Genomic DNA, 25,044 nt, shown 5'->3' on the forward strand with positions numbered 1-25,044 from the left:
GGAGTCACGTGAGCAGCGGGTTGATCGACGCTTTCCCCGAACCGCCCTCCGAGCCGCCGGCGCCGTCCGGCCGGCGCTCGTGGCGGCCGCGCCGCAGGTGGTTGTGGTGGCTGGTGGCCGCCGTGACCGCGGTGGTGCTCGTGGCGGCGGGGACGGTGGCGGGCGCGTACGTCAAGCTCACCGGCAACGTCAAGCACGTCGAGGTCTCCGCGGAGGACCTCGGGCGACGCCCGGTCAAGGCCGCGGGCAGGGCGATGAACGTCCTGGTCGTCGGCTCGGACCAGCGGGGCGGCAAGAACGCGAGGTACGGCCGGGTGGCGGGCGAGCGGACCGACACGATCATGCTCGCGCACATCTCGCCGAAGCGGGACAACGCGATGGTCGTCAGCTTCCCGCGCGACTCGATGGTCCAGCTTCCCGCCTGCCGGGCCAAGCAGGGACTGCCCGGGCAGCGACCGCACGTGGGCATGATCAACGAGTCGTTCAACTCCGGCGGCATCACCTGCACCTGGAAGACCGTCGAGTCCCTCACCGGCATCCACATCGACCACTTCGTGAAGGTCGACTTCACCGGCTTCAAGGGCATGGTCGACGCGGTCGGCGGCGTGGAGGTCTGCGTACCCGAGGCGATCGACGACAAGAAGGCCCTGCTCCACCTGGCCGCCGGCCGGCAGAACCTGGGGGGCGAGCAGGCCCTGGGCTACGTCCGGGCCCGTTACAGCCTGGGCGACGGGTCGGACATCGGGCGCATCCAGCGCCAGCAGATGTTCATCGCCTCCATGGTCAAGAAGGTCATGAGCGGCGAGACGCTGACCGACCCCGCCCGGCTGTTCGGCTTCCTCGACGCGGCGACGAAGTCGGTCACCACCGACCCCGGCCTGACCCCGGGCGTCATGAGGGACCTGGCGACCAGCGCGCAGGGGCTCGCCGCGGGGCAGATCCACTTCATCACCACCCCGTGGCGCTACTCGCTGGTCCACCCCGGCCGGGTGGAGTGGGTCCAGCCGCAGAGCGGCAGGCTGTTCAAGATCGTCGCGACGGACCGCGCCATCACCGGCTCCGGGGTCAAGGGCGGCCAGACCAGGACGCCCAGGTCGAAGATCCAGGTCGAGGTGCGCAACGGGACCATGCGGTCCGGCCTGGCCACGCTGGTGGCCGTCCAGCTGGAGGAGCGCGGTTACCACGTCGCCAGGATCGGCGACGCGTCGCGCAAGCCGTACCCGACGACCACGATCGCCTACTCCCCGAACGGCACCGCCAAGGCGCCCACCCTCAGCCGCGACCTGCTCGCCTCCAGGCCGCTGCCCGTCCGCCGGGCGACCACGGGCAGGCTCGTCCTGACGATCGGCGACGACTGGAAGGGCCTGAAGCCGCTTCCCCGCGACGACACCGAGAGCCTGAAGGGGTTCGACGCGACCCACGACTCGTGCGCCGGCGCCTGACCGTCCCCGCCGGGGAGAGAACCGCCGTCCCGCCGGGATCCTGGGCCGCGCGTCCCTCCGGCCCCCGGCGGGTGGTAACCATTGCCCTTCACCTCCGAACGGCGTGAGAGCTTGGTCTGGCTTTGCCTTTTGATTAATACCAATCACCTATAAATGGTCAAAAGCATGTGCTTATGGGAGGGACAGCCCTTTTTGAGGGGGTAGCCGTATTGCGACATCCGCGCTCGATCCGGGGTCGGGTGACCCTCATAGCGATCATCGTGTTCGCGGTGGTGCTGGGGACCGGCGCGTTCGCCACCTGGCAGGTCGTGGAGACCAGGCTGTCGGCCGACCTCGTCGACTCGGCGGCCGAGGCGGCGGGAAAGACGGTCCAGGACATCGAGACGGGGCCCGCGGACTCCGTCGTCCTCCCGGTCACCCGGATCAACCGGATCCAGGTCGTCGCGAACGACGGACGCGTGGTCGCCTCCAGCCCGGCCATGAAGGGAAAGCCCCCGATCACCCGGATGCGCCCGGCCCCCGGCGAGATGCGTGTGGACGGGACGCCGTGCGTGGGCCTCTCCGCGAGTGAGCGGACGTGCTACGTCGCCGTGGGCCTGCGGGCCGATCACACCGTCTACGGCAACGTCATGGTCTACGCGGCGACACCGGAACCGCAGTCGCTCCGCACCAACTTCCTGGAGATCACGCTGGCGCTCTTCTCCTCGGCGCTTCTCGCGCTGCTCGGCTGGGGCACCTGGCATCTGGCCGGCCGCACGCTCGCCCCGGTGGAGCGGATCCGCACCGAGATGGCCGAGATCACCGCCTCCGACCTCAGCCGCCGGATGCCCGTCTCCGACTCCGAGGACGAGATGGCGCAGCTCACCGGGACCATCAACGCGACCCTCGAAAGGCTGGAGCGGGCCGTGGAGAACCAGCGCCGCTTCGCCTCCGACGCCTCCCACGAACTTCGCACCCCCCTGACCGGGCTGCGCACCAAACTCGAACTGGCGATCTCCGATCCGGGCTCGGAGGACCCCCTGGTGACGATGTGCTCCGCGCTGGCGGACACCGAACGGCTCCAGATCCTCATCGAGGACCTGCTGCTGCTCGCCCGCCTCGACGCCGGCGTACGAGGCCCGCCGGAGCTGATAGACCTCGCGGAGCTGGTCACCTCCCAGGTGGAGAACCAGCCGACCCGGCACGAGGTGCTGCTCAAGCTCGACCCCGGCGTCGTGGTGCGGGGCAGCAGGTCCCAGCTGGGCCGGCTGCTGACCAACCTGCTGGCCAACGCCGACCGGCACGCGGTGAGCGAGGTACGGGTCCGTGTCGGGAGCCTGCGGGGCGAGGCCGTGATGGAGGTCACCGACGACGGGCTCGGCATCCCCGTGGAGGAGCGGGAGCGGGTCTTCCAGCGGTTCACCCGGCTGGACTCGGCACGCAGCCGCGACGCCGGGGGGACCGGCCTGGGCCTGCCCATCGCCAGGGACATCGCCATGGCGCACCGCGGCCGGCTCTACGCCGCCGACAGCACCACCGGCCGCGGCGCCCGGCTCGTCCTCCACCTGCCGCTGTCGACCGCGTTCCGCCCCTGAGCCCGCCCCGCGGAGCGGCCCCCACGAAGATGGCCCGTATCTTCCATGTGTGAGAATCAGGTCATGCACAGGATCGTCATGCTCGCGCTGGACGGTGTGATCCCCTTCGAGCTGGGCATCCCGCCGCGCATCTTCGGCGGCGCCAGGGACCCGGACGGCGAACCGTTCTACGAGGTGCTCACCTGCACCGTCGACGGCGCGCCCGTACGCACCGACGCCGACTTCTCGATCACGGTGGAGCACGGGCCCGAGGCCCTGGAGAGCGCGGACACCGTGGTGATCCCGGCCACCCACGCCCTCGGCACGATCTCCGGCGAGGGACGGCTCCCCGAGCCCTTGGCCGCCGCGCTCGCGCGCGTCCGGCCGGGCACCCGCCTGGTCTCGATCTGCACCGCCGCCTACGTGCTCGCGGCGGCCGGGCTGCTCGACGGCCGTCCCGCGACCACCCACTGGAGCTACGCCGACCACTTCCAGGAGCTGTTCCCCCAGGTCAAGGTCAACCCGAGCGTGCTGTTCGTGGACGACGGGGACGTGCTCACCTCGGCCGGGGTGGCGGCGGGGATCGACCTCTGCCTGCACATCGTCCGGCACGACCACGGCACCGAGGTCGCCAACCGCGTGGCCAGGCGATGCATCGTCCCCCCGTGGCGCGACGGCGGCCAGGCCCAGTTCATCGAGCGCCCGCTGCCCGCCCCGACCGCCGCGACGACCGCGGCGACCAGGGCCTGGGCGCTGGAGCGGCTGCACGAGCCGCTCCCCCTCAGCGAGCTGGCCGCCCACGCCCGGATGAGCCGCCGTACCTTCACCCGGCGCTTCCGCGACGAGATGGGGCTCAGCCCGGGGCAGTGGCTCATCCTGCAGCGGATCGAGCTGGCCCGGCGACTCCTGGAGACCAGCGACCTGCCGGTGGACGGCGTCGCCCTGCGGGCGGGGTTCGGCACCGCGGCCTCGCTCCGCCAGCACCTGCAGGGAGCCATCGGCGTCTCGCCGATGGCCTACCGCCGCACCTTCCGGCTCGTGGACGCCTGACCCGGCCGGGCGCCCCGGGACCGCCCGGCCGGGCGTCCCGGGGACGTCACGCCCAAGGAGCCGTCACTGACCGCGGGCCCACTCCTTCTGCAGGAGGTCGGCCGCCTTCTTCGCGGTGGTCCGGCCGTTGGCGACGTCGAGGATGACGTCGCCCTCGGCGCGCTCCAGGAAGACCTCGTCGGGGACGTTCAGGGAAGCGCCGTCCCTGACGAGTTCCTGGATCGCGGCGTAGCCGTCCTTGCCCTCGGAGGCGGCGAAGACGGACGAGGCCGGCCGGAAGTCGTCACGCGAGGGGATCATCGTCAGGTCCCCGGCCCAGCTGGAGACGCCGTCGCCCGCGGTCAGGAACTCGATCAGCGCGGCCGCCTCGGCCACGTGCTTGGAGCCCTTGGGGACGGCCAGCCCCACTTCGGGCGTGCTGCGCACGGCGTGCTCGGCACCCGACAGGACGGTCGGGAAGGGGCCGGCGCCGATCTTCTTGACGGACGCCTTCCCGCTCCCGGGGTAGGACGCCGACAGCATCGGGCTCCGGCCCGAGCCGTCCACCAGGAACAGGGCCTTGCCCTCGCGGAAGAGCTCGGCCGGGCGGTCGCCCTTCAGGGCCAGCCCCGACTTCGCCAGCACGCCCCTGTCGAACAGCGACCGGTACGCGGTCAGGGCCGAGACCATCTCGGGGCCGTTCCAGGGCTTGTCACCGGCCAGCAGGTCGTCGGAGAGGGTCGGGTGGGTCTGGCTCGCGACGGTGAACAGCAGTTCCTCCTGCCGGCGCGGCTCCCCGGAGAAGACGACCGGGCGGAGGTCGGGGATCTCCTTCTTGATCCGCCTGACGACGGACTCCAGATCGGCGGCCGTCTTGGGGAAGGACTCCCCGAGCTCGGACAGGAGGGAGGCGTTGTAGTACATGACCGCGCCGCCGCTGGACCCCATCGGGACGGAGTAGAGCTTGCCGTCCTTGGCGGCCTTCCCCGTCTGCTCCACCACGCCCTCGTCGAGTTCCTCGACCCAGTCGCCGGAGACCTTGCCCTTCCAGTCGTCGACCGGGCGGAGCCGGTTCGCGACGGCGCGGGTCATCGTCGGGATCTGGAGGCCGACGACGTCGAGCGCCTCGCCGCCGTCGAGCGCCTTGGGCAGCCGCTTGCGGTAGTCGGCCTCGCCGAAGGTGCGCAGCTCGACCTCGATACTGGGGTTGGCCTGCTCGAACGCGGTGATCGCCCTCTTCAGCGCGTCCGCGGGCGGGGAGAAGGTCCAGTACTTCAGGGTGACGGGTCCGGCCGGCTTCTCGGGCTTCTTGGTCTTCTCACCGGCGTCGGGGACGGACTGCTGGACCGGTCGGCCGTCGGCCGCCCCGCCCGCGCTGCAGGCGCTCAGCCCGAGGGCGAGGGCGGCGGTGGTCACGGCGAACGCACGAGCTGTATCACGCATGCATACCTCCAGCAGAATCACGGTGCGGGTGACGATGTTCAGCCCGGCGAGGTCGATCACGGCCGATCCGGCCGATCACGAAAAATGATCTTATGGGTCCTCTGCCGCGACAGAGGGCCGCCAAACTTACACCAAAGGACTACCGGACTTCCGGCATGGCCGTGGCTCTCAGTCCGGGGTGGTGCTCAGCGGCTCGGCGATGTCCTCCAGGCCCCTGCCCTCGGCCTTGACCCCGAGGAAGAGCTCCACCAGCCCGGCGGCGACCATGAGGGTCGCGCCGATACAGAAGGCGAGAGCGGTGTCACCGGGCCTGCCGCTCTCGACGAGACTGGCGAAGATCAGCGGCCCGGACACGCCGCCGACGAAGGTGCCGATCGCGAAGAAGAACGCGATGGCCATGGCCCGGGTCTCCATCGGGAAGATCTCGCTGACGGTCAGGTAGGCCGAGCTCGCCCCGGCGGAGGCGAAGAAGAGCACGACGCACCAGCAGGCGGTGAGCGTCGTCGCGGTCAGCACCTCCTGGTTGAACAGCCAGGCCGTGCCGAAGAGGAGCACCCCGGACAGGATGTAGGTGCCGGAGATCATCGGGATGCGGCCGATCGTGTCGAAGAACCGCCCGAGCAGGAGCGGGCCCAGGAAGTTGCCGACCGCGATGACGGCGAAGTAGTAGCCGGTCTCGGTCTCGATGCCGAAGAAGGTCGACAGGATCTGCGCGTACCCGAAGGTGATGGCGTTGTAGAGGAACGCCTGGCCGATGAAGAGCGACAGCCCGAGGACCGTCCGCTTGGGATAGCGGGCGACCATGGTGTGGGCGATCCTGCCGAACCCGATGGACTTTCGCTGGTGGATGGTCATCGACTGCGAGGGCTCGTCGAGCTTGACGCCCTTCTCGCGCTCGATCCGCTTCTCCACCCCGTCGACCAGCCCCTCGGCCTCCTCGTCACGGCCGTGGATGAACAGCCAGCGGGGACTCTCCGGCACGTGCCTGCGTACCAGCAGGATGGCCAGGCCGAGCACCACGCCCATGCCGAACGCGACGCGCCAGCCGATGTTCAGCGGGAGGTTGTTGAGCAGCGGCACCGTCAGCAACGCGCCGCCCGCGGCGCCGAGCCAGTAGCTGCCGTTGATGATGATGTCGATCCTGCCCCGGTGGCGGCTCGGGATGAGCTCGTCGATGGCCGAGTTGATGGCGGCGTACTCGCCGCCGATGCCGAACCCGGTCAGGAACCGGAACAGGAAGAACCACCAGGCCGAGAAGGAGAACGCCGTCGCGGCGGTGGCGACCAGGTAGACGACCATCGTGATGATGAACATCTTCTTGCGGCCGAACCTGTCGGTGAGCCAGCCGAAGAACAGCGCCCCCAGGCACGCCCCGGCCACGTAGAGGGCGGCCGCGGTACCCGCGACCTGGGCCTGGGTGATCGCCAGGCCGCTGCCCTCCTTGGCCAGCTGGGCGGAGAGGTTTCCGACGATCGTCACTTCGAGACCGTCGAGGATCCAGACGGTGCCGAGCCCGATGACGACCATCCAGTGCCATCGTGACCATGGCAACCGGTCCAACCGCGCGGGGACCTTCGTGGTCACCGGCCCCGTCCGAACGTCGCTCATGGCGGCACCCGCTACCCCTTCACGACCGGCTCATACCACAGTGGGTCTCCTCTTGCTTCTGTGCCCCCCTCACCCTCGGACGATCAGGACAAATCATCGTCTTTTAGATACATTGCGCGAACATGGGGAGACTTGACGCTGTTCAGGGAGATCAATGAAAGCCCGGATCACGGGCGTCGCGGCGTATCTGCCGGAGCGGACCGTCTCCAGCGCTGACGTCGAACGGCGGATCGAGGGCTACGCGCCCCACGGAGGCCTCGTCGAGCGGCTGACGGGAATCCGGCGCCGGCACGTGGCCCGCGAGGACCAGCAGGCGTCGGACCTGGCCGTGGAGGCGGCCCGCGAGCTCGACCACTCCGACGTCGACCTGCTCGTCTTCGCGTCGGCCTCCCAGGACATGGTCGAGCCCGCCACCGCGCACATCGTCGCGGCCAAGCTGGGACTCTCGTGCCCGGTGTTCGACGTCAAGAACGCCTGCAACAGCATGCTCAACGGCATCCAGATCGCCGAGGCGCTGATCCTGACCGGCGCGCACCGCAAGGTGCTGGTCTGCTCGGGCGAGATCCCGTCGCGGGCGATCCGCTGGCGGGTCAGGGACCGCGCGCAGTTCGTCGACTCGTTCGCGGGCTACACGCTGTCGGACACCGGTGCCGCGGTCACGGTCGCCGCGGATATGGAACGTGGCATTTTCTACCGCGACTTCGCGGCCGACTCCACGGCCTGGGCGGTCGGCACCCTGCCCGGAGGCGGTTCGGCGCACCCCCGCGACCCGGAGTACTCCTACTTCCGCGGCGACGGGCGCAGGCTGAAGGAGGCCTTCGAGGCGGTCGGCCCGGACATCTTCCTCAACGCGCTCAAGCGCACCGGCCTGACCTGGGACGACTTCGCCATCGTGGCGGTTCACCAGGTGGCGATGCCCTACCTGCGCTTCCTGGCCCAGGTGCTCGACATCCCCGAGGACAGGCTGGTGGTCAGCCTGCCCGAGCACGGCAACTGCGCCTCGACGACGCTGCCGATCCAGCTCGCGCTGGGCGGCTGGCGGCCGGGCGACCGGGTGGCGCTGCTCGGGCTCGGCGGCGGGATCAGCACCGGCGTGATGCTGGCGGAGATGTGACGGATCGGCACCGGCATGACACCGGCGAGAACGTGACAGACCAGTACCGGCATGACACCGGCGAAAACGTGACGGACCAGTACCGGCATGACACCGGCGAGAACGTGACGGACCAGTACCGGCATGACACCGGCGAGAACGCGATGGACCTCTGGGTGATCGTCCCCGCCTACAACGAGGCCCCCGGCATCGAGGCGACGCTGCGGGCGCTGGCCGAGCAGGAGGACCGGGACTTCACGCTGCTCGTGGTGGACAACGCGAGCACCGACGGCACCGCCGAGGTCGTACGGCGGCACGGCGTCCAGGTGGTCGTCGAGACGCGGAAGGGCACGGGCGCCGCCTCCGACACCGGCATGCGCCACGCCATCGCGCACGGGGCGACCCACCTGGCCAGGACCGACGCGGACTGCCTGCCCCGCCCCGACTGGGTGCGCAACATCCGGCGGGCCTTCGGCGACGGGCTGGAGATGGTCGGCGGGCAGTTGCGGCCCCGGACCGACGAGTTCCGGCTGAAGTTCTGGGAGCGCCACCTCATCCCGTTCGTGGTGGAGGTGGCGGCGACCTTCGGGCGCTTCCGGCCGGGCAACAGGGACCCGCGCTACCTGGGCCCGTACGTGATGATGCCCGGCGCCACCCTGGCCATCACCGCGGGCCTCTACGAGCGCGCGGGCGGCTTCCCCAGGACCGCGATCGAGGAGGTCCACGAGGACCGCGCCCTGGTAAACCGGGTGCGCACCCTCACCCCCGCGTACGCCTCGCGTCGCGACGTGGTGGTCTTCGGCTCCGTGCGCAGGCTGCGGGCGTACGGCCTCGCGGGCACCCTCGCCTGGTACGCCGACCACCACTACCGGCCGGAAGTGATCGACGTCCGGTGAACCACGAGACCCGCCTCTACCTGGCCGCCCACCCCTTCGTCTACCCGCTCATGCGGCTGCTGGCCCGGCTCGGGCCCGTGGTGCGCGTCCCCGGGCTGGGGGTGGTGGTCAACGACGCCGCCGTCGCGCGAGCAGTGCTGATGGACGAGCGGTTCCGCAAGGACGGCCCCGGCTCGCCCGGCGACCTGTGGACGCCCGTGCTCGGCCCCTCCGTGCTGCTCAACATGGAGGGACCCGGCCATCTCGCGCTCCGCAGGAAGCTGATGCCGCTGTTCACCACCGGCTACGTGTCCGCGCTGGTGGACGACGTGCTCCGCGAGCCGCTCGGCGCCCTCTCCGCGCGCCTGGGGCGGGGCGAGACGGTCGACCTGGTGGACGCGATGCGGCTGATGGCCGGGGCGGTCATCTGCCGGGTGATCGGGCTGGGCGAGGTCTCCGAGGCGCGGGCCAGGGAGCTGTTCGCGGACGGGGAGCGGGTCGTCTCGATGGTCTCGCTGCGCTCGCGACGGCTGTCGGGCCGGCAGGTGGCCGTCGCCAGGCGGGTGCTCGACCGGATCGGGGACATCGCGCAGGCCGCCTACGAGGCCGGGGACGAGTCCACGGTCATGGGCCGGATGCGGGCTCAGGGGCTGTCCGTGGCCGAGGCCAGGGGCGCGGCCGGGGCGTTCTTCCTGACCGGTACCGAGACCGTCGCCACGTTCGTCCCCCGGCTCGTCGCCCTCCTGCACGACCACCGGACCCCGGTCGGCGACCTGGACAGGACCATCGAGGAGGCCATGCGGGTCACCACGCCGACCCCGCTGATGCTGCGCTCGGTGGCCGCCCCGGCGCGCGTCGGGGACACGGCGGTACGTCCCGGCGACCGGGTGCTGATCGTCACCCACAACTGCGCCAGGGCGTACGGCCCGTTCGACCCTTCCCGCGCCCACCCGCCCGAGCTGCGCAGGCTCTGGTTCGGCGCGGGCCCGCACTTCTGCATCGGCTACCCGCTGGCCCTGGCGGAGATCAGGGCGGTGGCCTCCGTCCTGCTCTCCCACCGGGTGCGCGTGGTACGGCGACGCGCGGCCAGGGGGGTTCTCATCCCCACCTACGAGCACCTGTGGGTCGGCCGGGTCGACGCCGCGTGAACGACATCATCCACGGGATCATGACGGCCGCCGCCCGGGAGCCGGGACGTACCGCCATCGTCGACGGCCGGGGCCGCGAGATCACCTACGGCGAGCTGGCCCGCCGGGTGTCGGCGGTCCGCGACGCGATGGGCGGGCCACCGTCACGCGGCAGGGCACGACCGGAAGACCGGGTACGACCGGAGAACGAGGCCCGGGGGGAGGACCGGACGCGACCGGAGGACCGGACCCGGCCGGAAGGCGGGATGCGGCCCGGGGACGGGGTGCTGTTCGCGGTGCGGCCCGGGGTGGACGCGGTGGCACTGGCGCTGGGAGCCGTGGCGGCGGGCGGGACGCTCGTCCTCGCGGACCCCGGCCTCGCGCCCGACGTGCTCGCGGCCCGGATGGCCGCGGCCCGGCCCGCGTGGGTGGTCAGCGAGTCCCTGCTCTACACCCTGAGCGGCCCGCTCAGGGGCCTGGCCCGCCGCCGGGGCCTGCTCCTGCCGAACCTCGCGGACCCGCTACCCGGCCACCCCGTCCGCCACCTGTACGCGGGCCCGTGGCTGCCCGGGGTCCCCCGGGGGGCACTGCGGCTCTCCCGGATCCTCCGGCCGTCCGGCGTCTCCACCGACCCGGCGACCCAGGGGACCGGCCCGAACAGCCGCCGGGACGGCGAGGCCGCCCTCTGGGGGGCCGAACCGGAGGCGTACCGGGCAAACCCGGACCAACCGGCGGCAGTGATCTTCACCTCGGGGACCACGGCACGCCCCCGGGGAGTGGTGCACACCCGAGGGTCGCTCGCGGCCGGGCTGGAGATGTTCAGGAGCGCGTTCCCGCTGGGCCCCGGTGACGTCGTGCACACCGACCAGCTGATGCTCGGGCTCCCCGCCCTGCTGGCCGGGGCGACCTGGTCCCTGCCCGGAGGCGGCGACCTCGCCGCGGAACTGGCCGCCCGGCGGGCCACCCACACCTTCGCCGTGCCGGTCCACCTGGACAGGCTGCTGCGCGAGACCCCCAGGCTCCCCGGGACCCTGCGCTACCTCCTGCTCGGCGCCGCCCCCGCCCCGCCGGGCGTGCTCCGCCGCGCGATCGAGGCGGGGCCCGAGATCCTGTCGGTCTACGCGATGACCGAGGCGCTCCCCATCGCGATCGCGTCCGCCGGGGAGAAGCTGGCCCAGGCGGGCGGAGACCTGCTCGGGGTGCCCCTGCCCGGCGTCGGCGTCCGGATCGCCGAGGACGGTGAGCTGTTCGTCTCCGGCCCCCACCTCGCGCGCCGCTACCTCGGCGAGGAGCCGCTGCGGGAGATCGCCACCGGCGACCTGGTCCGGCTCGAAGGAGACCGGCTGGTGCTGCTCGGCCGGAAGAAGGACATGATCCTCCGCGACGGGTTCAACATCTACCCGGGCCTGTACGAGTCCGGTGTCGCGGCGCTGCCCGGGGTGGCCGAGGCCGCGATCGTCGGGCTCCCCGACCCCGAGACCGGGGACGAGGAGGTCGTGCTGGCCGTCGTGCCCGCGGACGGCTACGACGAGAACCTGCTGCGCGGGGCCCTTCCCAGGATCGTGGACGCCGCGGCCATGCCCGACCGGATCGAGCCGCTCGACGCCTTCCCCCGCTCGGGCCGGGCCGACAAGCTCGACCGGGCCGCCCTGCGAGACCTGGTCGCCCGCCGTGCCTGAGTTCCCCACCGTGCCCGAGCGACCCGCCACGCCCGGCGGGCGGGGTCCGAGGATCGCGGTGACGGGCGCCTCCGGGTTCGTGGGGGGCGCGGTCTGCCGGGCGGCCGTGGCGCGGGGCTGGACGGTGTCGGCCTTCGGCAGGCGGCCCCGGGTGGACGCCGAGCACGTCGGCGGCGCCCCGTACACCTCGTGGGATCTTCTCGGCCCCCCTCCCGTGACGTTCCCCGGAGGGGTGGACGCGGTGATCCACTGCGCCGGGAGCGTCACGGACTGGGGGCCGCCGCGTGAGATCTGGGCCGCCAACGTGGACGGCACCCGCAACGCCGCCTCCGCCTTTCCCGGTGCCAGGTTCGTGCACGTCAGCACGGCGAGCGTCTACGACCCGTTCCGGCCGACCGTGATGGCCGCCGAGGACGCCGCCCCGGTCGGGCGGTACGCCAACGCGTACGGCGCCTCGAAGGCCGCCGCGGAGAGGTGCCTGGAGCGGGCGGTCGTCCTGCGCCCGCACGCGGTCTACGGCAGGGGGGACACCACGCTGCTCCCCCGGGTCCTCGGCGCGGTCAGGGGCGGCAGGCTGATCGCGGTGGGCGACGGCCGCCAGCGGATCAGCCTGACCTCGGTGGACAACCTGGTCCGGGCCTGCCTGCTCGCCGCCGAGGGCCCGGTCGACCACGGCGTCTTCAACGTGACCGACGCCGAGCCCGTCGTGCTCGACGACGCCCTGCGCGCGATCCTCCGGGAACGCGGCATCGACGCCGAACCGTACTACCTGCCGCTCGGGCTCGCAGACCCCCTCGCCGCCGTCGCCGAGACCGCGTCCCGGCTGCTCCGGCGCCCGCGCCCGCCCCGGCTGACCCGCTACGCCGCGGGCCACCTGGCCGTCGAGCGGACCCTCGACATCACCGCCGCGCGCACCCGGCTCGGCTATCACCCCTCGGGAACGTCCTTCGAGGGCTCCGCGGACTGGTGAGAGCGGGCTTCGAACGCCGCCCCCGCGAGCCTGGTGCGGATGAGCCTGCCCCTGAAAAAGAAGGCCGCCGCCGCCACGAGCAGGCCCAGCGTGAAGATCACCCGAAGGGCGTTCCGCAGGAAGGCCGTCAGCGCGTCGAAGATCGCGACCACGGCGGCGTACGACAGGCCGCCGGTGACGACGCCGGGCAGGTAGACGTTGCGGACCGCGGACATGGCGATCGCCAGCGCGAGCATGCTCGCGGCCAGGCCGAGCCCGGCGCCGATCAGCGCGACGCACCGGTCGCGCGTCAGGGCCACCCCCGCGGCGATCAGGACCGGTGACATGCCCACCAGGACCCACCTCAGCGAGATCAGCTCGTCGTAGACCTTCTCGATCATCATCATGGCGGAGGCGGGCAGCAGCAGGGTGACGGGGTGCGTGTTGGGCAGGCGCGACGCGGCCCCCATGCCGGCGACCTGCAACCTCCGCTTGACCAGCTCGTACACCGGGGCGAGGTCGTAGCCGACGCCGTCATCCTCCACGCTCGGGTTCGGGTCGTGGCCCAGGATCGCGAGGAACCTGCGGTGCGTCAGCTTGTTGATCTCCACCCAGGCGATGGCGAAGTCGTCGTCGACGCCGGCCTTCACCGTCTCGCGGATGAGTTCGCCGCCGACCGAGAGCCCCAGGCCGCGCAACCGCAGGACGATCTCGTCGGTGACGCGGTCCGTGACGGCGTCCTTGACGGCCGGGTGAGAGGACAGCGGGGACACGTTGCGGATGTAGCGGTCGGGATCCGCGATCTCGCTCGCCGCCCAGTGGGCGGTGAGGGCGAAGGGAGCGAGCAGGCATCCGAGCGCGATCAAAATCGAACCGATCACTCTACGCACGGGCCCCCCTAACCGCTTTACCTGGGAATCCCCGCGTTTGCCTGACAAAACCAGATACAGGCTCTTTTTGACGCGAACTTGAAGATCAGTGTCATCCCGGCGGCGGAATCTGGTTTACAAACCTTGACCCACCATCCCCAGCGCGTCGAACAATCACATAGCCGATTCAACCGAAAACCGTTACTAACCTGCGACGTATTGGGCTGACGGACAGGAGATGTCACGGCGATGGCAGGCAATACGGGGCGAACAGGCGTCGGATCGAGCCTGGCACTGACACTGGGCTCGGCCGTTCTGTGGGGGCTGGCCCACATCTGGACGGGCCGCCGCCTGACCGGCGCCTTCCTGATGGGTGTCGAGCTCACCCTCGCCGGGGCCGCCGCGACCGCCTGGCTGACCGCCGGGCCCTCGCTGCTCTCCCTCGCCGTGCAGCCGGCCTGGCTCTGGGTCTTCGCGCTCACCGCGATGCTGGTCGCGGTCGTCGCCGTCGCCGTGATCGTCCGCTCCTACCTGCTGGTACGGCCGGAGTCGGCGCCCCTCGCGGCCCGGTACCTCTCGGCCGCCGCCGTCGGCGTGCTGTGCGTGCTGGTGATCGCTCCCATGGCCTACGCGGCCCGGCTGGCCTACCTCTCCCACAACGTGGTGACCTCGGTGTTCGCCGAGAGCGTCACGCCGATCCCGGTGGACCCGTGGAAGGGCCTGGACCGGCTCAACATCCTGCTCGTCGGCGCGGACGCGGCGGCCAACCGGGTCGGCGTGCGCACCGACAGCATGACCGTGGCCAGTGTCGACACCCGGACCGGCGACACCCTGCTGTTCGGCCTGCCCAGGAACCTGGAGGACGTCCCGATGCCGCCCGGACCGGCCCGCGACCGCTTCCCCTACGGCTTCCAGGGCGAGCCGCCGTACACGCCGGGCATGCTCAACGAGATTTACCAGTACGCCGAGGACTATCCGGAAATGGTCCCCCGGCAGAACAAACGGCACCGCGGCCCGACACTCCTGAAAAGAACGATCAGCGGCATCCTCGGGCTCGACATCCCCTATTACGCGATGGTCGACATGAGGGGATTCGTGGAAATCGTCGACGCGATAGGCGGCGTACGGGTCCGCATCAAGGATCCCATCGTGTACGGCAGGCAGAACGAGGGCCTGATCGAGGCGGGCAGGCGGAAACTCTCGGGCGAGGAGGCGCTCTGGTACGGCAGGTCCCGCACCGACAGCGACGACTACGTGCGGATGGGCCGCCAGAAGTGCCTGCTGAACGCCGTCGCCAAGCAGGCCGACCCGGTGGCGGTCTTCCAGAGCTTCGAGAAACTGGCCACCGCCGCCGTCGACGCGATCTCCACCGACATACCCCGGCAGCTGCTGCCCGACCTGATCGGGCTGGCGGAGAAGGTGAAGGACTCCAGGATCAGGAGCCTCCAGTTCGTTCCCCCGCTGATCTACTCGGGCGCGCCCGACTACCACCTGATCAGGCGCGAGGTCACCGCCGCCCTGGAGGCACCGCCCGCCCCGCCCCGCTCCGTTCCCGCCCTGCAGGCCGGAAACCGGAGGAACGCGAGCCAGCGCGCCGAGACGAACGCCGTCGTCCTCGACTCCGCCTGCCACTGACGACCCCGCGACCCGCCTGCCACTGACGACCCCGCGACCCGGCGGCCCCGGCGAACCGGCGACCCCGGCGAACCGGCGACCTGGCGAACCGTGCGGACGACACGCTCGGCGCATACGGCGTGTATGGCGCGTACGGCGCGTTGAGAGCGCCCACGAGGGTCGGAATGCTGTTATGGAGTGATTACTCACTGTCACCATGGAGGTTCGAGGATGAAACGTCATCTGGCGAGCGCGAGCCTGCTCGCCGCAATCGCCGCATTCACCGCACCCGCTGTTGGATCGCCCCTCGCCTGGGCCGATCCGGTCCCCTCGGTCTCCATCTCCCTCGACGACGGGGCGCGGGAGACCGCCCCCGGCGCGGAGAACACGTACACGCTCCGTATCAGCAACCAGGGGACCAGCCAGCTGAAGCGCGTCCTCCTGGTGCAGTCCCTGCCGTCGTCCATGACCTTCGTGAAAGCCGACGCCGGGGGGCGGGTGAAGCAGGGCAAGGTGGCGTGGACGGTGAACGTCCCTCCCCAGAAGGACGCCATCGTCCACATGAGCGCCCGGGTCGGCGCGGTCGCGGGGGCCGCGCTGCGGAACCTGGCGACGACGGCCTGCGCCCGCAGGAGCGCAACCGGACCCGTGCTGGTCTGCGCCACGGACATCAACACCGTGGCCGTGCCGGAGAAGACGGCCGACTGGGTCCTGCCGGTCTCGCTGGCCTGCGCCGTCGCCGCGGGACTGGCCACCGGCGCGTTCCTGCTCCGCCGTCGCCGCCGGATCCCGGCGATCTGATCCGGCATCCGGCCGCGGTGAGCGCCCGGCTAGGGCCTTCCTCCCCGGGTACGCCACCGCGGGACCAGGCCGAGGCCGGAGAGCAGGAGGCCCACCAGGACCGGCCAGAGCGGCAGCCCCGTGAAGGGGAGCGAGGGGCCGGCCGGTCCCTCGCGAGGCCCGTCCTCAGGACAGGGAATCGCGAAGGACCGCCCCCTGCCCGGCCCGCACGACGGCACGACGGACGGTTTCGGCACCCGCGCGGGTGCCAGGGCCGGCTCAGGACTAGAGACGGGCGCGGGCCCCGGAGGGGACACCGGCGTTCGCCCTGGAACGGGTAGCGACCCGGGAGCGGGCGCCGGCACCGCCCCCGGATCGGACACCGACCCGGGAGCGGGCATCGGCACGGCATCCGGATCGGGCACCGGCCCAGAGGCGGGCGCCGACGCCGGTTCCGGCGTGGAGGCGTTCGCCGCCGATCCCGTCCCGCAGCCCGGTCCGGTCGACCCCGCCGGGCAGCCGGCCCCGGGCGCCACGTCCACCGCGGCGTCACCGGACCCGGAAGCCTGGGGCCCGAGCGGCCCGGTGGTCGTCCCCTGCACGGCGATCCGCTGCGCGCAGCCGAAACCCGCGTCAGGCACGGGGGCGGCGCGCCTGGCGGACCACGGCACCGGGTCGGGGCAGTTCGTTCCGCCCCCCGGGGCCTGGACGGCACTGTCCAGCACCCCGTCCCCGGCGCCCGAGGTGCCGACGGTCACGCTGTAGGTGATCGTGACCGTCTCTCCCATCGGGATGTCGCCGTTCCAGGCCAGCTTGGGCGCGCCGTACGAGACGGTGCCGCTCGTGACCCGCGCGTCACCGTTGTAGGTCGCGTCGTCGAGGACCCGGGAGAGCTCCCCGGTCAGCCTGGCCCCCTGGTAGGCGGCGTTGCCGACGTTGCCGACGGTGATCGTGTATGCGACCGCCTGACCGGGACCGGCGGTCTCCCTGTCGGCGGTCATGAGGACGTACAGCAGCGGCAGGCCGGGCGCGCCGAGGTTTCCGCAGGCGGGATCGGCGGACCCGGCCGCGCAGTTGGAGCCTTCGGGGCCGACCAGCTCACCGGAGAGACGCAGGTCCCCGGCCGGGGGGTCGTCCACCGTGACGCCGTAGGTGACCTTCACCGTCTGACCGGCGGCCACGTCACCGGTCCAGGTCACCTCGGGCGCGGTGAAGGACACCGTGCCCGAGGTGGCCCACTGGTCGTGGTCGAAGCGCGCGTCGTCGAGCAGGCCCGACAGGTCGTCGGTGAAGGTGAGACCCCGACGGCCGGTGTCACCGGTGTTGCGCAGCTCGACGGTGTAGGCGACCTTCTGCCCGGGTTTGGCGAGGGCGGGCCAGGCCGTCTTGGTGATCTCGACTTCCGGCTTCCCGGCCCCCGCCGCCGCACGGCTCTCGCCACCGGCGGCGACCCGTACGACCCGCTTCCCCGTCACGGACGCGGGCGAGGGCTCTTTGTCCTCCGCCGGTACGGGGACGGGCACCCCGTCCACCCCCTGGATGGACCCGTCGTCCACCGTCCGGGCGGAAGCGGACGTTCCCCCGGGTTCCGAGGCGGCATCGGCCCCGGCCGGCGCCGCCACCTCGCCCTCCTGGCCCTGCTGCTCCTCCTCGTCCTTCTCGTCCTTCTCGTCCTCCTCGGCAGGCACGGCCGAGCTCCCCGCCGGCACGGCCGAGTCCTCCGCCGGCACGGCCGAGGACTTCTCCTCCATCGGCACGGGCAGGTTCTTCACCGGTACGGACGAGGACCTCCCACCCGGGGCAGGCACGGGCGGAAGTCTCCTCTCCGCCCGGACGGACGGCGAGGACGCCTCCGCCACCCCCCGCCCGGATGCGGCGAGAGCCGGCGACGGCGTCATGGGCACCGCGAGCACCGCGAGCGCGACCCCCCACGCGGCGAACCCCCGGGCCCGCCGCCCGAGGCCCCTCCCCCCGAAGGCCCACCGTTCGGAAAGCCCTCGCGCGGAAAGCCGCCGCCTGAAGCCCCTCCGCCCGAAGGCTCCCCCCTCGGCGAACCTCCGCCCGGAGACACCCCGCCCGGAGACACCCCGTCCGGAAAACCACTGTCCGAGAACCCGCCGTGCGGAAACGCGACGCGACCAGGTACCGCTGTGTACCACCAAAGCCCCTTGCTGACCCTTGTCCACGATCTCGCAGGGGGGCTCAAGATCAACCGACTCGGGGTGGGATACCCGGACCGGCCGGATCTCACCGGCGCCGACGGTAAACATCCACCCCGCCGACTACCAAGGAGGTCGCCGAATCCGTACAGGAGACCCCGAAGCGGTAAGAGCGGATCTTTATCGCCGGTCATGACATGGCAGGTGTTTTCCCTCGCCCCTTTCACCCGTCTCCGTCATGGGAGATCACTCTCATCCGCGTTCGCGACACGGACGCGCCTCCCCTTCTCCTCGCGATACGCGCCCCGCGCCCCCGCCCGCCGTGGCATGATGGGCCTTCGAAGTTCTTGAAATGATTTTCATAATCAGATTGGATCGTCGTTATGAGGGTGGCGTTCGTCGGCAAGGGCGGCAGCGGCAAGACGACCCTGTCGGCGCTTTTCTCGAGATACACCGCGAGCCGGGGCGGTCCCGTCGTGGCCGTCGACGCCGACATCAACCAGCACCTGGGCATGGCGCTGGGGGTGGCCGACGGCGCGCTGCCGAGGCCGATGGGCTCGCACCTGACCGAGATCAAGGAATACCTGCGGGGCGACAACCCCCGCATCTCCTCGGCTGCCGCGATGGTCAAGACCACCCCGCCGGGGTCCGGCTCGCGGCTGCTCCGCCTCGACGAGCAGGACGACCCGATCCACACCGGGTTCTCCGTCGCCACGCCCGAGGGGCCCCGGCTCATGGTCACCGGGCCGTTCAACGAGGACGACCTGGGGGTGGCGTGTTACCACTCCAAGGTCGGCGCCGTGGAGCTCTACCTGAACCACCTGCTCGACGGCGCGGGCGAGTACGTCGTGGTCGACATGACGGCCGGGGCCGACTCCTTCGCCTCGGGACTGTTCACCCGCTTCGACATGACCTTCCTGGTGGCCGAGCCGACCCGCCAGGGCGTGAGCGTCTACCGCCAGTACCGCGACTACGCCGCCGACTACGGCGTGCCGGTGGCGGTGGTGGGCAACAAGGTCCACGGCCCGGGAGACGTGGCGTTCCTGCGCGACCAGATCGGCGACGACCTGCTGGTCTGCCTGGAGCACTCCGCGGCGATCCGCGCGATGGAGCAGGGCCGCCCCTTCACCCTCCGGGACCTCGAACCGGCCAACTCCCGGGCTCTGGGCACGATCCTCGACCATCTCGACGCCCAGGAGAAAGACTGGTTCCGCTTCGGGCGCCAGGCGGTGCAGTTCCACCTCCGCAACGCGGAGGCCTGGGCCAACAGGGCCACGGGCGAGGATCTGGCGGCCCAGATCGACCCCGGCTTCGTCTTCGGGCCCACACGAGTGTCGCTCTCCCGCTAGATGGAGCGCTCCGTAGGCCCGACCTAGTGTCTGATGAATCCCCTTCTGTGAGGAGAACGCAGCATGTCGCTGACCGTTTCAAACGATCTTCTCGACCAGGCCAAGGCCGGTGAGGTGGACGACGCGGCATTCGTCACCTGTGTCAGAGACTCCCTTCCGTACGCCTGGGCGCTCATCAGCGGCCTGGTCAAGGAGCGCGAGCACACCGGTGCCGAGTTCGCCGACAACACGGTGCCCCCACCGGACGAGGCCGCTCGCGGCCAGCTCCTGCGCGCCCTCGCCAGCGACGCCATGCGCGGTGCCCTGGAGCGCCACTTCGGGGTGAGGCTGGCCTTCCAGAACTGTCACCGGGTCGCCGTCTTCGACCCGTCCGCCACCGGCGCCCACGCGAAGTTCGTCACGGCCAGATCGCAGATCCTCAACCAGACGCCCGAGCTGGTCGACTGCTGACGGCCTCGTTCCGAGGCGAACCGCCTTCCCCGGTCTCATCCCGGTCTCCGGACCGGTCTCATCGCGGTCCGAAAAGTCCGAGTTGGCCCTCTCCGGCCAGCGGGTTGCGATGCCTCTTGAGATGGCGCCACCGGGGAAGGTCGTCCAGATAGGACCAGGACAGGCGGTGGTGCTCCGTCGGGCCGAGGGCCGCCAGCGCCGCCTGGTGGACCGGTGAGGGATAGCCCGCGTTGTCGGCGAACCCGTACTCCTCGAAGCCCAGCGAGGCCATGTAGGTGTCCCGCCGAACCTTGGCGATCACGGAGGCCGCGGCCACCGAGACGCAGGAGAGGTCGCCCTTGACCTCGCATCTCACCGGCCAGGGCGCGCCCAGATAGTCGTGCTTCCCGTCCAGGACGACCACGTCGGGCCGGACGGGAAGCCCGGCCAGCGCCCTCCTCGCCGCCCTGCGCAGGGCCTCGGTCATCCCGAGCGTGTCGATCTCCTCGTGGGACGCCTCGCCGTACCCGATCCCGGCCGCCCAGGCGGTGATCTCGGAGACCATGGCGGCGCGGCGGGCGGGGGTGAGCAGTTTCGAGTCGGTGAGCCCGGCGGGCGGCTCCGACAGGTCGGTGACCACGGCGCAGACCGCCACCGGACCGGCCCAGGCTCCGCGCCCGACCTCGTCCACCCCGGCGACCAGTTTGGAACCGCCGTCGTTCAGCAACCGCTCTAGCGCGTAGGTGGGAGGCACGTGCCGACGTTACCGGGACACGAGCCTCCGTGCGCCCCCGGACCGGACACCACCCCGCTCCGGCCGGGCCGTCGAACTCCGGCCGAGCCTGTCACTCCGGCCGCCCCTCGGACTCCGGCCGACCCTCCGGGCACTCCGGCCGCCCCTCGGACTCCCGCCGGCCCTCCGGGCACTCCGGGCACCCCTCGAACTCCCGCCGGCCCTCCGGGCGTTCCCTGAGCGCCGGCGTCACTCCGGCCGCTTCTCGGACTCCGGCCGACCCTCCGGCCCCTCGGGCTCGGGCCGGTCCTCCGGGCGTTCCCGGGACGCCGGCTCGACCCCCTCCAGGTCGGCGGCGAGGAGCCTGGCGGCGACGTGGACGGCCCGGAGGGTGACGGAGACGGCGGGGCGGTGGATGCTGGACGATCGGGCGACGGCGTGCACGACCCGGCCCACCGGTGACCCGGGAAACCGGCGGACGGCGATGCCTCTGACCCCGCTGGCCAGTGCCAGGGCGGGGACGGCCGCGATGCCGATGCCCTTGGCGACCAGGCCGATGATCGTGCCCAGTCCCTCGAACTCCCAGGGCACCGGCCGGTGACCGCCGACGTCGGCCATCAGCCGGTCCACCGCCAGCCGGGAGGGCTCTCCGTCCGGGGTGGCCATCCAGGGCTCGTCGCGCAGCTCCCGCAGGTCGACCGGGACGTCGGGAGAGGCGAGCCGGTGCCTGCGCGGCACCACGAGCACCAGCGGATCACGCAGCAGCGGGAAGACCCGCAGGGTGTCGGGCTCGCGCATCCGGCCGTGCCAGTCGTCGATCACGGCGATGTCCACCTCCCCCGACTGCACCTCGCGCATCCCACGTCCCGAGCGGGCCTGTCCCATCCGCAGGGTGAGCTCGCCGTGCCGGCGCAGCGTCCTGGCCAGCGCGGGCGCGAAGGCCACCGCGGCGGTCGGGAAGGCGGTCACGGTGACCCGTCCCGAGGGGGTCGCGGCCTGGGCCGACAGGTCGGACTCGGCGCTCTCCACCATGGCCAGGATGCGTTCGGCGTGCTCGACCAGGCGGCGCCCCGCGTCGGTCAGCTCCGCGCTCCTGGCGGTCCTGTCGATCAGCACGGCGCCCGCCTGGCGCTCCAGCGCGGCCAGTTGCTGCGAGACCGCCGAGGGACTGTAGCCGAGAGATGTCGCGGTGGCCGCGATGCTGCCCCTTCGGGCGAATTCACAGATCAGCGCGAGCCTTCGTAAATCGAGCATCGGTTTTCCTTACGCCCACCCACGACAACCGAAGCTTGTCCTGATGCATCCCATCCCACCAGGCTGGAAGGCGTTCCACAACGGTTCGCGCCGTGCCGTGCCGTGGCGGCCCGCGCCGTGCCGGGACGCGTTCCGTCCTGTTCCGCGACGAGAGGGACCCCGCGATGAGCGTCACACTTTCCGCCACCCTGGCGGCCAACGAGGACATCGAGCGAAGACGGCGCGCCGGTGAGCGCGTGCTGCACCTGGCCTTCGGCGAGGCCGGCCTGCCCGTGCATCCGGCACTGAGCGAGCGGCTGGCCGAGGCGTCCGGGCTCAACGGCTACGGACCCGTCGCGGGCGCGCCCGCCCTGCGCGAGGCGGCCTGCGGCTACTGGTCGCGGCGCGGCCTGCCCACCGACCCCGACCTGGTGGTCTGCGGCCCGGGAAGCAAGCCCCTGCTGTACGGCCTGCTGCCGGCGATCGGCGGCGACATCGTGCTGCCGATGCCGAGCTGGGTCAGCTACGCCGCCCAGGCCGAGCTGGTCGGGGCACGTTCCCTGCTCGTCCCGACGCCCCCCGGCGAGGGTGGGGTGCCGGATCCCGAGCGCGTGGTCGCGGCGGTCAGGCAAGCCCGCGCCCGGGGACGCGACGTGCGCTCGCTGCTGGTCACGCTTCCCGACAACCCCAGCGGGACGCTCGCCGGGGCGGCGACGATCCGGCGGATCGCCGAGGTCGCCCGCGAGCTCGACCTGACGATCATCTCCGACGAGATCTACCGCGACCTGGTCCACTCCCCGGACACCGGTTTCCTCAGTCCCGCCGACGTGGCTCCGGAGCGGACGGTGATCACCAGCGGGCTCAGCAAGAGCCTCGCCCTGGGCGGCTGGCGGATCGGCGTGGCCCGGCTCCCGTCGCCCGCCCTGCGCGACCGGCTCCTGGCGGTGGCGAGCGAGATCTGGTCCAGCCCCGCCGCGCCGGTCCAGCAGGCGGCGGCGTACGCCTACACCGAGCCGCCGGAGCTCGTCGAGCGGGTGGGCCGGAGCCGCGAGCTGCACGGCGCGGTGACGCGGGCGGTGTACGAGCGGTTCGTCCGCGCGGGCGTGCGGGTGGACGCGCCGCGGGGTGGTTTCTACCTCTACCCCGACTTCACCGGGCTCGACTTCGCCTCCTCCGCCGACCTGGCCGCGTACCTGCTCGACCGGCACGGCGTCGGGGTGCTCCCCGGCCACGCCTTCGGCGACGACCCGGCGGCCCTGCGGGTGCGGGTGGCGACCAGCCTGCTGTACGGCGAGACGGCGCGGCTTCGGCTGGCCGCGCTCGACGCTCCGGACCCCCTGGCGCTGCCGTGGATCTCGGCCTCGCTGGACCATCTGAGCGAGGCGCTGGCGGGCCTGCCCGCGAGGCGGGAGGAGCCCCCGCGCCCCGCCCGCGTCCCGCTCGTCGCGGCCCCCGCGAAGGGGTGATCGCACCCCGCCGGATCACTCCGGCGGTAAGGGTTTTCGGGGTGGCGTCGGCGGTTCCGGCCCGGGATCTCCTACCGTGGAAACCCACAGGTCACGCGCGTTCCTCGATGCTCACCAAGATGTCTCGTGTCGTTTGGTATCAAGCGAGGGAAAGAGCCCCCATTATGTGCTCATGCTCGCTTTCGTCACCCTGTCCGGGCGCCTCGTGCGCCTGGAACCGCTCAGCCTCGCGGTCGTCGACGACCTCGTCGCCGCGGCGAGTGAAGACCGTTCCACTTACGCCTTCACTCGCGTCCCCAATGGCCGGGACGAGATGGTCTCCTACGTGGAGGCCGCTCTGGCTGAGCAGGCGGAGGGCCGCACGATGCCCTTCGCCATCCGGTGGCTGCACACCGATCGCGTGGTCGGTGCCACCCGTCTCATGAACCTGGAGTACTGGCAGGGCCCCATGCCCTGGCCGCCGGGCGCTCGCGGGGCGGTGGGCGATGTCCCGTCCGTGGCGGACATCGGTTACACCTGGCTCTCCGCCTCCGCGCAGGGAACCGGCGTCAACCGCGAGAGCAAGTATCTGATGCTCTCCCTCGCCTTCGAGACCTGGCAGGTCCACCGCATAACCCTCAAGGCCGATATACGGAACGTACGCTCCCGGGCCGCCATCGAAGCCCTCGGCGCGCACCTCGACGGTGTGCGGCGGGCGGAGAGCCGAGGCGCCGACGACACGGTCCGAGATACCGCGTACTACTCCATCCTGAGTGACGAATGGCCGGTCGTCCGAGAACGGATGCACGCGCGGATGGGCCTGGCCGAGGCCGCGTGAGACGGACACCCGACGTGCGGTATTACGAGGAGCAGTGGATTTCCCAAAAAGGATAAAAACCTAGAAATTACACAGAAAGCACATAGAGTCGAAAACAGTATTTAAATTACTTAACGGAACAAAAGGCCCGCCCGAAATCTCGGGCGGGCCTGGTGTTCGTCCGGCGTCGTACGCGAGTGACGCCTCGCGCGGTCAGCGGGTCGAACGGAGATCGCGGGTACCGCCGGCGGCGCTACCGGCCGGGCTCACCGGAGGCCCTGGAGACCCCGAGGTCCCGGAGCCTCCGGGTCACTCCTCGTCGGACTCGATCTCGTAGATGTAGCGCCACTTGCCGCACAGCGTCTTCTTGCCGTGGTGCCTGTCCCAGTAGCAGACCCTGACCTGCAGGTTGTCGATCTCGTCCGCTACGTAGTGGAAGTTCTGGTAGCCGCTGCTGCCGCACTTGCGGGCCCAGGAGTAGTTCTCGTCGCCGTCGTGGGTCTCGAACTTGAACTGGGCGTAGCCGCAGAGCCGGCTCGGCGAGTACTTGTCGTAGAGCCGGCCGCGGACGTGGAGACGGTCGTCATCGTCGAGCGAGACGCTGCCCCTGGCCTTGGCGCGGGAGTCGTCGTAGTACTTGGAGTAGTAGTAGCCCCAGGGCTCCTCGTCGTAGCTGTTCGAGGCGACGGGAGCGGCGGTGGCCGCGGAGGCGGGGGTGGCGAGGGCGGGAACACCGATCGCGATGACGGCGGTGGCGGCGGCGAGGCCGAGAATCCTGCTGATCGAGCGGCGCATGGTGGTTCTCCTTGAGGGGTGCG

21 protein-coding genes are annotated in these 25,044 nt (G+C 71.5%); 14 read left to right on the forward strand and 7 right to left on the reverse strand.

All coding sequences use genetic code 11. The features are described from left to right. Positions 1-8: 8 nt before the first annotated feature. The 3 genes from AC5L38_RS32820 (at position 9) to AC5L38_RS32830 (ending at position 4,045) form a co-directional block, all read left to right on the forward strand. Positions 9-1,442 (forward strand): LCP family protein, encoded by a 1,434-nt coding sequence (locus AC5L38_RS32820; protein WP_495246695.1) that lies wholly within the window; start codon positions 9-11, stop codon positions 1,440-1,442. A 239-nt stretch (positions 1,443-1,681) separates the two neighbouring features. Next, on the forward strand, positions 1,682-3,016 hold the full coding sequence (locus AC5L38_RS32825) for a sensor histidine kinase (protein WP_495246696.1): 1,335 nt from the start codon (positions 1,682-1,684) through the stop codon (positions 3,014-3,016). Positions 3,017-3,079: 63 nt separating this feature from the next. Continuing rightward, entirely contained in the window at positions 3,080-4,045 is a 966-nt protein-coding gene (locus AC5L38_RS32830) for a GlxA family transcriptional regulator (protein ID WP_495246697.1), read from the forward strand. 63 nt (positions 4,046-4,108) lie between these two features. On the opposite strand, the gene AC5L38_RS32835 is transcribed toward AC5L38_RS32830, so the two are convergent. Together AC5L38_RS32835 and AC5L38_RS32840 are read right to left on the reverse strand one after the other, a co-directional pair. Then, positions 4,109-5,527, reverse strand: coding sequence for an ABC transporter substrate-binding protein (locus AC5L38_RS32835; RefSeq protein ID WP_495246698.1), 1,419 nt, complete (start codon positions 5,525-5,527; stop codon positions 4,109-4,111). A gap of 108 nt (positions 5,528-5,635) precedes the next feature. Continuing rightward, positions 5,636-7,075 carry an MFS transporter gene (locus AC5L38_RS32840; protein WP_495246699.1) on the reverse strand — a complete coding sequence of 480 codons (1,440 nt, stop codon included), beginning with the start codon at positions 7,073-7,075 and terminating at the stop codon, positions 5,636-5,638. A 154-nt stretch (positions 7,076-7,229) separates the two neighbouring features. On the opposite strand from AC5L38_RS32840, the gene AC5L38_RS32845 reads away from it, so the two are divergent. The 5 genes from AC5L38_RS32845 to AC5L38_RS32865 all read left to right on the forward strand — a co-directional run bounded on the left by AC5L38_RS32845 (position 7,230) and on the right by AC5L38_RS32865 (position 12,819). Continuing rightward, positions 7,230-8,189: a 3-oxoacyl-ACP synthase III family protein gene (locus AC5L38_RS32845; RefSeq protein ID WP_495246700.1), complete on the forward strand. Its 960-nt coding sequence runs from the start codon at positions 7,230-7,232 to the stop codon at positions 8,187-8,189. A 68-nt stretch (positions 8,190-8,257) separates the two neighbouring features. Continuing rightward, the gene (locus AC5L38_RS32850; RefSeq protein ID WP_495246701.1) at positions 8,258-9,064 is read left to right on the forward strand and encodes a glycosyltransferase family 2 protein; all 807 of its coding nucleotides are present in this window, start codon (positions 8,258-8,260) and stop codon (positions 9,062-9,064) included. Beyond that, positions 9,061-10,191 carry a cytochrome P450 gene (locus AC5L38_RS32855; RefSeq protein ID WP_495246702.1) on the forward strand — a complete coding sequence of 377 codons (1,131 nt, stop codon included), beginning with the start codon at positions 9,061-9,063 and terminating at the stop codon, positions 10,189-10,191. Before AC5L38_RS32850 ends, AC5L38_RS32855 begins: the two co-directional genes overlap by 4 nt. Beyond that, positions 10,188-11,849, forward strand: a complete 1,662-nt coding sequence (locus tag AC5L38_RS32860) for a class I adenylate-forming enzyme family protein (RefSeq protein ID WP_495246703.1) — start codon at positions 10,188-10,190, stop codon at positions 11,847-11,849. The genes AC5L38_RS32855 and AC5L38_RS32860 overlap by 4 nt, the downstream gene beginning before the upstream one ends. After that, a complete protein-coding gene (locus AC5L38_RS32865; protein ID WP_495246704.1) occupies positions 11,842-12,819 on the forward strand; it encodes an NAD-dependent epimerase/dehydratase family protein in 978 nt (325 codons plus the stop codon). Before AC5L38_RS32860 ends, AC5L38_RS32865 begins: the two co-directional genes overlap by 8 nt. Here the strand turns inward: AC5L38_RS32865 and AC5L38_RS32870 are convergent. Beyond that, positions 12,777-13,688 carry a hypothetical protein gene (locus tag AC5L38_RS32870; protein ID WP_495246705.1) on the reverse strand — a complete coding sequence of 304 codons (912 nt, stop codon included), beginning with the start codon at positions 13,686-13,688 and terminating at the stop codon, positions 12,777-12,779. The genes AC5L38_RS32865 and AC5L38_RS32870 overlap by 43 nt on opposite strands. A 228-nt stretch (positions 13,689-13,916) precedes the next feature. Between AC5L38_RS32870 and AC5L38_RS32875 the strand changes: the two genes are divergently transcribed. Beyond that, complete coding sequence (locus AC5L38_RS32875) at positions 13,917-15,302, forward strand: LCP family protein (protein WP_495246706.1); 1,386 nt, start codon at positions 13,917-13,919, stop codon at positions 15,300-15,302. A gap of 210 nt (positions 15,303-15,512) precedes the next feature. Next, positions 15,513-16,082 (forward strand): hypothetical protein, encoded by a 570-nt coding sequence (locus AC5L38_RS32880; protein WP_495246707.1) that lies wholly within the window; start codon positions 15,513-15,515, stop codon positions 16,080-16,082. Between the two features lie 29 nt (positions 16,083-16,111). Here the strand turns inward: AC5L38_RS32880 and AC5L38_RS32885 are convergent, their stop codons facing one another. Further along, entirely contained in the window at positions 16,112-17,833 is a 1,722-nt protein-coding gene (locus AC5L38_RS32885) for a DUF7927 domain-containing protein (protein ID WP_495246708.1), read from the reverse strand. A gap of 770 nt (positions 17,834-18,603) precedes the next feature. Here AC5L38_RS32885 and AC5L38_RS32890 point away from each other — a divergent pair. Together AC5L38_RS32890 and AC5L38_RS32895 are read left to right on the forward strand one after the other, a co-directional pair. After that, positions 18,604-19,569 (forward strand): ATP-binding protein, encoded by a 966-nt coding sequence (locus tag AC5L38_RS32890; RefSeq protein ID WP_495246709.1) that lies wholly within the window; start codon positions 18,604-18,606, stop codon positions 19,567-19,569. A gap of 63 nt (positions 19,570-19,632) precedes the next feature. Then, positions 19,633-20,019 carry an SCO5389 family protein gene (locus AC5L38_RS32895; protein ID WP_495246711.1) on the forward strand — a complete coding sequence of 129 codons (387 nt, stop codon included), beginning with the start codon at positions 19,633-19,635 and terminating at the stop codon, positions 20,017-20,019. Positions 20,020-20,077: 58 nt separating this feature from the next. Here the strand turns inward: AC5L38_RS32895 and rnhB are convergent, their stop codons facing one another. Beyond that, complete coding sequence (gene rnhB / locus AC5L38_RS32900) at positions 20,078-20,752, reverse strand: ribonuclease HII (RefSeq protein ID WP_495246712.1); 675 nt, start codon at positions 20,750-20,752, stop codon at positions 20,078-20,080. A gap of 228 nt (positions 20,753-20,980) precedes the next feature. After that, positions 20,981-21,985: a LysR family transcriptional regulator gene (locus AC5L38_RS32905; protein WP_495246713.1), complete on the reverse strand. Its 1,005-nt coding sequence runs from the start codon at positions 21,983-21,985 to the stop codon at positions 20,981-20,983. A gap of 164 nt (positions 21,986-22,149) precedes the next feature. Here AC5L38_RS32905 and AC5L38_RS32910 point away from each other — a divergent pair, with 164 nt between their 5' ends. After that, complete coding sequence (locus AC5L38_RS32910) at positions 22,150-23,430, forward strand: pyridoxal phosphate-dependent aminotransferase (RefSeq protein ID WP_495246714.1); 1,281 nt, start codon at positions 22,150-22,152, stop codon at positions 23,428-23,430. Between the two features lie 172 nt (positions 23,431-23,602). Next, positions 23,603-24,247 carry a GNAT family N-acetyltransferase gene (locus AC5L38_RS32915; RefSeq protein ID WP_389908599.1) on the forward strand — a complete coding sequence of 215 codons (645 nt, stop codon included), beginning with the start codon at positions 23,603-23,605 and terminating at the stop codon, positions 24,245-24,247. A 288-nt stretch (positions 24,248-24,535) separates the two neighbouring features. Here AC5L38_RS32915 and AC5L38_RS32920 read toward each other — a convergent pair whose 3' ends face one another. Next, positions 24,536-25,021 carry a hypothetical protein gene (locus AC5L38_RS32920; protein ID WP_495246715.1) on the reverse strand — a complete coding sequence of 162 codons (486 nt, stop codon included), beginning with the start codon at positions 25,019-25,021 and terminating at the stop codon, positions 24,536-24,538. Positions 25,022-25,044 lie beyond the last annotated feature (23 nt).

It is taken from the genome of Streptosporangium nanhuense (genome assembly GCF_059358815.1).

What these genes read in the sequence shown, in the direction of transcription:
- AC5L38_RS32890 (WP_495246709.1), top strand. Translation starts at nt 18,604, where the DNA reads ATGAGGGTGGCGTTCGTCGGCAAGGGCGGCAGCGGCAAGACGACCCTG.
- AC5L38_RS32830 (WP_495246697.1), top strand. Translation starts at nt 3,080, where the DNA reads ATGCACAGGATCGTCATGCTCGCGCTGGACGGTGTGATCCCCTTCGAG.
- AC5L38_RS32875 (WP_495246706.1), top strand. Translation starts at nt 13,917, where the DNA reads ATGGCAGGCAATACGGGGCGAACAGGCGTCGGATCGAGCCTGGCACTG.
- AC5L38_RS32895 (WP_495246711.1), top strand. Translation starts at nt 19,633, where the DNA reads ATGTCGCTGACCGTTTCAAACGATCTTCTCGACCAGGCCAAGGCCGGT.
- AC5L38_RS32845 (WP_495246700.1), top strand. Translation starts at nt 7,230, where the DNA reads ATGAAAGCCCGGATCACGGGCGTCGCGGCGTATCTGCCGGAGCGGACC.
- AC5L38_RS32910 (WP_495246714.1), top strand. Translation starts at nt 22,150, where the DNA reads ATGAGCGTCACACTTTCCGCCACCCTGGCGGCCAACGAGGACATCGAG.
- AC5L38_RS32880 (WP_495246707.1), top strand. Translation starts at nt 15,513, where the DNA reads ATGAAACGTCATCTGGCGAGCGCGAGCCTGCTCGCCGCAATCGCCGCA.
- AC5L38_RS32905 (WP_495246713.1), bottom strand. Translation starts at nt 21,985, where the DNA reads ATGCTCGATTTACGAAGGCTCGCGCTGATCTGTGAATTCGCCCGAAGG.
- AC5L38_RS32840 (WP_495246699.1), bottom strand. Translation starts at nt 7,075, where the DNA reads ATGAGCGACGTTCGGACGGGGCCGGTGACCACGAAGGTCCCCGCGCGG.
- AC5L38_RS32915 (WP_389908599.1), top strand. Translation starts at nt 23,603, where the DNA reads ATGCTCGCTTTCGTCACCCTGTCCGGGCGCCTCGTGCGCCTGGAACCG.
- AC5L38_RS32920 (WP_495246715.1), bottom strand. Translation starts at nt 25,021, where the DNA reads ATGCGCCGCTCGATCAGCAGGATTCTCGGCCTCGCCGCCGCCACCGCC.